The organism is Burkholderia aenigmatica, from assembly GCF_902499175.1.
GTDB lineage: Bacteria > Pseudomonadota > Gammaproteobacteria > Burkholderiales > Burkholderiaceae > Burkholderia > Burkholderia aenigmatica.
Window position 1 is genome coordinate 78,581 of the sequence record NZ_CABVQC010000037.1, and the last position, 8,073, is coordinate 86,653.

The window sequence follows — 8,073 nt, forward strand, 5'->3', positions numbered from 1 at the left end:
AGCGGATCGATACGGGGGAAACGGGATGACCGACAAGACCGGAAGGTTCAATTACCTGGCGCTGGCGATCGGCGTGGTCGCGGCGATGTGGAGCGCGACATCGATCGACGAACGCTTCGCTTTCATCCGGTCGTCTGTTGCCGTGCAGGGAACGGTTATCGAGTTGACCTACGGCGCGCATCACCCGCTGATCGAGTTCGTGACGAAAAGCGGCGAGCGCGTATCGTTTCCGGGGAGCTTCGTGACGGTGGAGGTTGGTGACACGGTTCCGGTTCGCTATGACCCGACCAGGCCGCTAACCAGTGCAAGAGTCGATACGTTCGAGAACACCTGGCTCGAGTCGATCATCTCGATCGTATTCACGATCACATTTCTTTACGCAGGATTGACGGGACAATCGCTTCGACCGGAATCGGAAGCCGGGCGCGACTGAGTGCGTCGCGAGCGCCATCGGGATTGCGCGCTCGACCCGGCAGGCGACAGACGCAAAAAAGCCTCCGCTTGGGAGGCTTTAATTTGCACTATCAAAGATAGTTGGTAGGGTGGGAGGGACTCGAACCCTCGACTCTCTGATTAAAAGTCAGATACTCTAACCAACTGAGTTACCACCCCACGTTCTTGAAACCTGTTGGTTCGTTGCTTCAACAACTTCTGAAACGACCCAAAGAGCAAAAGATTATAGCGACGGAATGCTGGGCTGTCAACAACCCGCCGCGATAATTATTTGATCGTCTCAAGCTTGCCCTGCGCCGTCTGCGCAGCGTTCGATCCGGCGTACTGCGAGACAACCTGCTCGAACGTCTTCTTCGCGGCCGCCTTCTGCCCTTGCTCCAGCTGGTTCGTGCCGATTGCCACGAGGGCGTCGGCTGCGCGCGGATGCTGCGGGAACTTGCTGACGATCCCTTGCCATGTTGCGGTCGAGCCGCGGTAGTCGCGCAGCGCGTACTGCGCATTGCCGTACCAGTACTGCGCGGTCGGCTGGTAGGGGCTCTGCGGATACTTCGCGATGAACGCGCGGAACGAAGCCGCCGCCGCCTTGAAGTTGCCGTTGCGGAACTGCTGCTGCGCCGCATTGAGCGCATCCGTTTCACCCGGCTGCACGGTGCCTTCGACACCATCGATCGTCGTCTGCTGCGGTTCGAACTTCTTGAGCCGCGTGTCGAGATCCTGGTAGTACTCTTTCTGCTGCCGCTCGAGCGTCGTCAGCCGGTTCGTCAGATCCTCGTTCTCGCCGCGCAGCGTCGCGACCTGCTGGTTCAGCTGGTCGAGACGGCCGGATTGATCGAGGATCGTACGCTGGGCGGCCGACAGCTGGCTCGCCAGGTTGTCGGTTTTGCTGCGCAGATCGAGCACGGCGCGGCGCGCTTCGTTGTCGTCGAACACGCCGGCGTGCGCCGGCGCGGCCGACCACGCCGCGCCGGCGACGCAGAATGCTGCGGCAACGCGCAGCAGGGATACACGGTGCGTCATACGGCGATTCTTCCGTTACTTACTGTTGGTAGACGAGGTCGGCGCGACGGTTCTGCGCCCACGATGCTTCGTCGTGACCCGATGCCTGCGGCTTTTCCTTGCCGAGGCTCACGGCTTCCATTTGCGAATCGTTCACGCCGAGCAGCGCCATCGCACGGCGGACGGCTTCCGCACGCTTCTGGCCCAGCGCGAGGTTGTACTCGCTCGTGCCGCGTTCGTCGGTGTTGCCCTGGATCAGCACGTGGCGCTGCGGGTGGCTCTTCAGGTACTGAGCGTGCTGCTGCATCAGCGGCTGGTACTCGTCCTTCACCGAATAGCTGTCGAAGTCGAAGTAGATGCTGCGCTTCGCGAGCGGGCTGTTCGGGTCGTTCAGCGGATCGACGTTCACTTGCGCGACGTTGTCGGCGCTCGGCTGCGTGCTCACCGCACCGCCGGCATTCGCCTTGTCGTCGAGCTTCACGCCCGACTTACACGCTGCGAGCGCGCTGATCATCATCACGGCCAGGGCCAGACGAGCTTTATTCGACATCATGGTTACTCTCCTTGTGGTCATTGCATGAAGGGCCCCCACGACGGCTCACGAACGGAGCCGCCCTGGACGGACAGGATTTGCGGCGGCGCGCTGCCGTCGGAGGGCACTGCTGCCAGAACATTGCGACCACCCGACTGGGTAGCGTACAGAAGGTACTGGCCGTTTGCCGCGAAGCTCGGCGATTCGTCGCGATTCGTATTCGTGATGGCGTTCGCCGCGCCGGACTGCAGATCCTGAACGTACAGCTTGAAGCCCCCACCCGTGCGGGAGATGTAAGCGAGCAGCTTGCCGTCCGGGCTGATGCGCGGACTCGTGTTGTAGCTGCCCGTGAAGGTCACGCGCTGCGCGGCACCGGCGCTTTCACCCTGGGCGGGCATCCGGTAGATCTGCGGCGCGCCGCCGCGATCGCTCGTGAAGTAGATCCAGCGACCGTCCGGCGAGTAGAACGGCTCGGTGTCGATCGAACTGCTCTGCGTGAGGCGGCGCAGGCCGCCGCCCGTCGAGTTGACCGTATAGATTTGCGTATTGCCCGTCAGCGACAGCGCAACGGCCAGCGTGTTGCTGTCCGGCGACCAGGCCGGTGCGCTGTTGTTGCCCTTCTGGTCGGAGACGATGTAGCGGCGGCCAGTCGGCAGGTCGTGGATGTAGACGATCGGCTTCTTGCGCTCGAACGACACGTACGCGACCTTCGTGCCGCTCGGCGACCACGACGGCGAGATGATCGGTTCGGTGCTCGACAGTGCGATGCGCGCGTTCTGGCCGTCCGAATCCGAGATCTGCAGCTGGTAGCGGTTACCGGTCTTGATCACGTACGACAGGCGCGTGGCGAACACGCCGCGCACGCCGAGCAGCTTCTGGTAGATGTAGTCGGCGATCTTGTGGCCGGCCGTGCGCAGCGTGGTGTCGGTGGCCGTCAGCGACAGGCCGCCGAGGCTTTGCTGCTTCACGGTGTCGTACAGGATGAAGTTGACCTTGTACTGGCCGTTCGCCTCGCGGTTCACGCTGCCGGCGACGAACGCATTGGCGCCCTTGGCCTTCCATGCGCCGAGATCGACCGAGGCGCTCTCCGGCACCGGCGTGCTGCCTGCGTCGATGTTGGTGAATTTGCCGCTGCGGGCGAGGTCGGCGCGGACGATCGACGTGACCTGCTGCGGCAGGTTCGCCTCGTTCGTGAAATTCGCCGTGGCAATGGGGAACTGGGTCGACCCGACACCGGTGATCAGCACGTTGACCTGGGCGTTAGCGGCGCTGCCCGCCGTAATCAGACACGAGGCCACGAGTGCCCTGAAACCTAGCTTTGTCATCAAACTCATGCTTCTTGCTTCCCGTATGACTTGGATCGCTGCGCAACGGCAGAGACAGTAAAAATACCCGATTCGTTCCCGTCCGACAGCGACGCCCGGAGTGTAAGCGCATTTCTTTTCACTCCGCCGCCTTGAAGGTAATCGTAATGTCCGACGGGGTACGACCGTTAGAATCGGGCGGCAACGGGACCGATGCGTGGATCGCATTGACCACGGCTTGATCCCACCCCGAATTCCCGCTGGAGCGGGAAACCGATGCGCTCAATACGTCACCGGACGGCGTGCACCGAATCTTGACGACGGTGGTCAGGCCTGCTCGCTCGCCGCCCCAAACGATGTTCGGTTTGACGCGGCGGCGCACCTTGTCGGCATAGCCGGGCGTCGCGGCATTGCCGCCGGAGCCCGTGCCGGTGCCACTTTTCGCGAGACCTTCGCCGCCGCCTTCACCGGCGCCGGACAGGCCCTGCATCTGCGCGAGACGCGCGCTGCGCTCACGGTCGAGCTTGGCGTTCGCCGCCGCGCTGGCCTTCGCGCGCGCCGTGGCTTCGGCCTTCGCCTTGGCCTGGGCTTCCGCCTTTGCCTTCGCGGCCGCGTCGGCCTTCGCCTTCGCCGCTTGCTGCGCTTCGAGCTGCGCCTGCTTCTGTTGCTGGAGTTTCTGCTGCTCGAGCTTCTGCTGCTCGGCGAGCTGCTGTTGCTTGAGCTTGTCGGCCTGCTTCTGCCGGTCGCGTTCCGCGGCCTTCTGCGCGGCGAGCGCGGCTGCCTGCTGTGCCGCGAGTTGCGCGCGCCGGGTTTCCTCTTCCTGCTGGGCCTTCAGTTGCTGCGCGCGGCGCTGCTGCTCAAGCAGCGCTTCACGCGCGGCCGCTTCCTGCTGCCGCTTCTTCTGCTGCAGTGCGATATCGGCCTGCTCGTCGCGCACCGGGGGAGGGGGCGGCGCGACCTTCACCGGCGGTGCGGGTGTGACAACGGGCCGCGGTGCGGGGACATCGGGCACCTCGGTCCACAGTTCGGCTTCGGCGCCGGCCGGCGTGCTGTTCTGCCACTGCACGCCGTGATAGAGAAACAGCGCGAGCAGCACGTGCATCAGCGCGGCGAGCGCGAAGGCGCGCCAGGTGCCGCGCTCGCGGGGAGGCTGAGGCGGGTAGGCGGAGCTGCGCGTGGATTGCTGCCGGTTCATTGCGATTTGACGAGGAGGCCGACGCGCTTGACGCCGCGCGCCTTCAGATCGGACATCACGGTCATGACTGCATCGTACTGCACGGTCTTGTCGGCCGCGATCACGACCGGCTGGTCAGGATGATCGGCCTGCCGGGCAGCGATGAAGCTGTCGAGCTCGGCTTTCGTCATCGTGTCTTCCTGGGTCGCGCCCGAGTCGCCCTTGTACTTGACGCTCATCGTGCGATCGGCCTTGATGTTGACGACGACGGGCGGCGTCTGCTCCTGCGGCGCGGCGTTGCCGACGGTGGGCAGGTTGATGATCGACGGGGCGACGAGCGGTGCGGTGACCATGAAGATCACGAGCAGCACCAGCATCACGTCGATGTACGGCACGACGTTGATGTCGGCCATTGCGCGGCGCGAGCGGCCGCCGCGCATGCTGGATCGGATGGGACTTCCTGCCATGGCGCGCTCCTTACTGGGCCTGACGCTGCAGGATGTTCGAGAACTCTTCGATGAAGGTCTCGAAGCGGATCGCGAGGCGGTCGATGTCGTGTGCGTAGCGGTTGTACGCGACCACCGCCGGAATCGCGGCGAACAGGCCGATCGCGGTGGCGACGAGCGCCTCGGCGATGCCCGGTGCGACGTTCGCGAGGGTGGCTTGCTGCACGTTCGCGAGGCCGCGGAACGAGTTCATGATCCCCCAGACCGTGCCGAACAGACCGATGTACGGGCTGACCGAGCCGACCGACGCGAGGAACGCGAGGTTCGCTTCGAGCACGTCCATTTCACGCTGGAACGACGCGCGCATCGCGCGGCGTGCACCGTCGAGCACGAGGCCCGGATCGCTGATGCGCTTTTCCTTCGCCTTCAGGAACTCGCGCATGCCCGATTCGAAGATCCGCTCGAGCGCGCCGATCGTGTGGCGGTTGTTGGCTGCGCTCTGGTACAGCGCCTGCAGGTCGCCGCCGGACCAGAAATCCTTCTCGAAGCGTTCGGTCTGCGCGCGTGCGCGGCGGATCGCAAACCACTTGCGGAAGATGAAGGTCCACGACATCAGCGACAGCAGCAGCAGCAGCCCCATCACGGCCTGGGCCAGCACGCTCGCGTTGAGGACGAGGGAAATGATCGACAGGTCTTGAGAAGTGTTCATAGAGGTTTGAGTAACGTCCCTTCGGGGCGCCCGGTATGCGTGCGGCGCGGCGCGCCGGCCATGCCTGACGCCGAACCTTGCTTAGTATCGAATCAGAAAGGCAAGTTCATAGGCTTTGTCTAAACGGCGCTCATGCGAGCTTCGTTGACAATACAGTCTGCCCGTCGTCGATGACGGGCCCGCGCTGCAGCGCGTCGAGCACGACCGGCGGGATGGCCGCGGGCCGGATGCCGGTACGGTCGACGCAGCCGAGACGGATGTGTCCGGCCACGAGCAGCGTGTCTCCGCACCAGGCTTCCTGCGTGAATTCCACCGATGCGCGGCCGATGCGCCCGGGCCGGCTCGTGATCGCCAGGGTGTCGTCGAGTCGCGCCGGCGCGCGGTAGTCGAGCGACGTGCTGCGGACGACGAAGATCGCGTCGGTATCGTCGGCGAGCTGACGCTGGTCGATGCCGCATGCGCGCAGCCACTCGGTGCGGGCGCGTTCGAAGAACTTCAGGTAGTTGGCATAGAAGACGATGCCGCCTGCGTCGGTATCCTCGTAGTACACGCGCACCGGCCAGATGAAGCCGGAGGGCGCTTCCGGGGAGCGGGTAGGCTGGGTCATGGCGCGCATTTTACCGGAAGGCAAGAGCCTGATTCGTAACCGATTCGTAACGGAATGTAGTATGCCGTAGCACACTGCGGGCCGGCCCGAGAGGGCCGGGCCCGCGTGACTTCAGCCGCGGTGGACGGTCGGGCCGCCGGGCGCTTGCGCGATCGGCATCAGCTCGATCGTGTTGACGTTGACGTGCGCCGGGCGCGTCGCGATCCAGTAGATCGTGTCGGCGATGTCCTCGGGCATCAGCGGCTGGACATTGTTGTAGACGTTCGCCGCTTTTGCGTCGTCGCCGCGGTAGCGGATGTTCGAGAACTCGGTGCCGCCGCACAGGCCCGGCTCGATGTCGGTGACGCGCAACGGCGTGCCGAGCAGGTCGGCGCGCAGGTTCAGGCTGAATTGTCTGACGAAGGCCTTGGTCGCGCCGTAGACGTTGCCGCCCGCATAAGGGTACGAACCCGCGACCGAGCCGATATTGAAGATGTGACCGCGACCGCGGTCGACCATACCGGGCAGCAGCGCGTGCGTGACCGTGACGAGGCCTGCGCAGTTCGTATCGATCATCGTGTGCCATTCGTCGAGGCTGGCCTTGTGGGCCGGCTCGATGCCGAGCGCGAGGCCGGCGTTGTTGACGAGCACGTCGAGTGCCGCGAATTCGGCGGGAAGGGCGGCCGGCACGGCCTCGACGGCCGCGCGATCGCGTACGTCGAGCTCGAGCGGCAGCAGGGAATCGCCGAGTTCGGCGGCGAGCGCATCGAGACGATCCTTGCGGCGCGCGGTCGCGACGACGCGGTGGCCTCCCTTGACGAAGGCACGGGCGATGGCGGCGCCGAAGCCGGCGGACGCGCCTGTGACGAACACGATCATTGCTGCTCCTGGTCGATGACAAAATAGCGGGTGGTATCCCGCAAGCCTACTGAGATTGCCGCACCGCGGCAAGGCGGCAAAGCGTTCCGGCACGGGCGCGTAGAGTCTGGCCCCAATTACTTCCGGCGCACCGCCGTGCGGTTGCCTATTCATGACGCATCCAATACACTAACGCGCTCATCACCCCCGCGTGACTGGCGATAGAACCCTTCGGGTTCAAGGTGGAGCATCCCACCGTGAAGCGCGGGGCGCCGTTTTTGCCGTTCGCCTGGGCAGCCGTTGTATGCCGTCGCGTGCATCGCCGGTGGCTGTCCTGCCTCGCGTCATACGGATTCTTCCGCCACGTCGAGCTGGTCCCGCCAGCAGCGCACCGTACTCGGCCGCTCCGGTCAACCTGTACACACTTAACGGAAACCGTATGTTTGACAGAGCCCAAAGCACCATCGCGAACGTCGATCCCGAAATCTTTGCCGCGATCGAGCAGGAAAACCGTCGCCAGGAAGATCACATCGAGCTGATCGCGTCGGAAAACTACACGAGCCCGGCCGTGATGGCTGCGCAGGGTTCGCAACTCACGAACAAGTACGCGGAAGGTTATCCGGGCAAGCGCTACTACGGCGGTTGCGAATACGTCGACGTCGTCGAGCAGCTGGCGATCGACCGCGTGAAGCAGCTGTTCGGCGCGGAAGCGGCGAACGTGCAGCCGAACTCGGGTTCGCAGGCGAACCAGGGTGTGTTCTTCGCGATGCTCAAGCCGGGCGACACGATCATGGGCATGAGCCTCGCGCACGGCGGCCACCTGACGCACGGTTCGCCGGTGAACATGTCGGGCAAGTGGTTCAACGTGGTGAGCTACGGCCTGAACGAGAACGAAGACATCGATTACGACGCGGCCGAGAAGCTCGCGCAAGAACACAAGCCGAAGCTGATCGTCGCGGGCGCATCGGCGTTCTCGCTGAAGATCGACTTCGAGCGTCTGGCGAAGATCGCGAAG

Annotated in this window: 9 protein-coding genes, 1 tRNA gene, 1 pseudogene and 1 riboswitch; of the genes and pseudogenes, 2 read left to right on the plus strand and 9 right to left on the minus strand. The window is 64.4% G+C overall.

Annotated elements, in window-relative coordinates; all coding sequences use genetic code 11:
- Nucleotides 1-25: 25 nt before the first annotated feature.
- A complete protein-coding gene (locus tag BDO18943_RS24830; RefSeq protein WP_175024438.1) occupies nucleotides 26-433 on the plus strand; it encodes a DUF3592 domain-containing protein in 408 nt (135 codons plus the stop codon).
- Nucleotides 434-535: 102 nt separating this feature from the next.
- Here BDO18943_RS24830 and BDO18943_RS24835 read toward each other — a convergent pair.
- The 9 genes from BDO18943_RS24835 to BDO18943_RS24875 form a co-directional block, all read right to left on the minus strand.
- Nucleotides 536-612, minus strand: a tRNA-Lys gene (locus BDO18943_RS24835).
- A gap of 108 nt (nucleotides 613-720) precedes the next feature.
- A complete protein-coding gene (gene ybgF, locus BDO18943_RS24840; protein WP_175024439.1) occupies nucleotides 721-1,470 on the minus strand; it encodes a tol-pal system protein YbgF in 750 nt (249 codons plus the stop codon).
- Between the two features lie 19 nt (nucleotides 1,471-1,489).
- Nucleotides 1,490-2,002 carry a peptidoglycan-associated lipoprotein Pal gene (gene pal / locus BDO18943_RS24845; RefSeq protein ID WP_043189435.1) on the minus strand — a complete coding sequence of 171 codons (513 nt, stop codon included), beginning with the start codon at nucleotides 2,000-2,002 and terminating at the stop codon, nucleotides 1,490-1,492.
- 17 nt (nucleotides 2,003-2,019) lie between these two features.
- Nucleotides 2,020-3,315: a Tol-Pal system beta propeller repeat protein TolB gene (tolB, locus tag BDO18943_RS24850; protein WP_122944577.1), complete on the minus strand. Its 1,296-nt coding sequence runs from the start codon at nucleotides 3,313-3,315 to the stop codon at nucleotides 2,020-2,022.
- Between the two features lie 109 nt (nucleotides 3,316-3,424).
- Nucleotides 3,425-4,480: a cell envelope integrity protein TolA gene (gene tolA / locus BDO18943_RS24855; RefSeq protein ID WP_089449981.1), complete on the minus strand. Its 1,056-nt coding sequence runs from the start codon at nucleotides 4,478-4,480 to the stop codon at nucleotides 3,425-3,427.
- Nucleotides 4,477-4,926, minus strand: a complete 450-nt coding sequence (gene tolR / locus BDO18943_RS24860; protein ID WP_031399575.1) for a protein TolR — start codon at nucleotides 4,924-4,926, stop codon at nucleotides 4,477-4,479. Before tolR ends, tolA begins: the two co-directional genes overlap by 4 nt.
- Nucleotides 4,927-4,936: 10 nt before the next feature.
- Nucleotides 4,937-5,614, minus strand: a complete 678-nt coding sequence (tolQ, locus tag BDO18943_RS24865) for a protein TolQ (RefSeq protein WP_021157170.1) — start codon at nucleotides 5,612-5,614, stop codon at nucleotides 4,937-4,939.
- Nucleotides 5,615-5,744: 130 nt separating this feature from the next.
- Nucleotides 5,745-6,230 carry a tol-pal system-associated acyl-CoA thioesterase gene (ybgC, locus tag BDO18943_RS24870; RefSeq protein ID WP_175024444.1) on the minus strand — a complete coding sequence of 162 codons (486 nt, stop codon included), beginning with the start codon at nucleotides 6,228-6,230 and terminating at the stop codon, nucleotides 5,745-5,747.
- Between the two features lie 102 nt (nucleotides 6,231-6,332).
- Nucleotides 6,333-7,079 carry an SDR family NAD(P)-dependent oxidoreductase gene (locus tag BDO18943_RS24875; RefSeq protein WP_175024440.1) on the minus strand — a complete coding sequence of 249 codons (747 nt, stop codon included), beginning with the start codon at nucleotides 7,077-7,079 and terminating at the stop codon, nucleotides 6,333-6,335.
- 180 nt (nucleotides 7,080-7,259) lie between these two features.
- Nucleotides 7,260-7,360, plus strand: a riboswitch (ZMP/ZTP riboswitch).
- Nucleotides 7,361-7,497: 137 nt separating this feature from the next.
- Here BDO18943_RS24875 and glyA point away from each other — a divergent pair.
- Nucleotides 7,498-8,073, plus strand: a pseudogene (gene glyA / locus BDO18943_RS24880) (serine hydroxymethyltransferase); the annotation flags it as partial.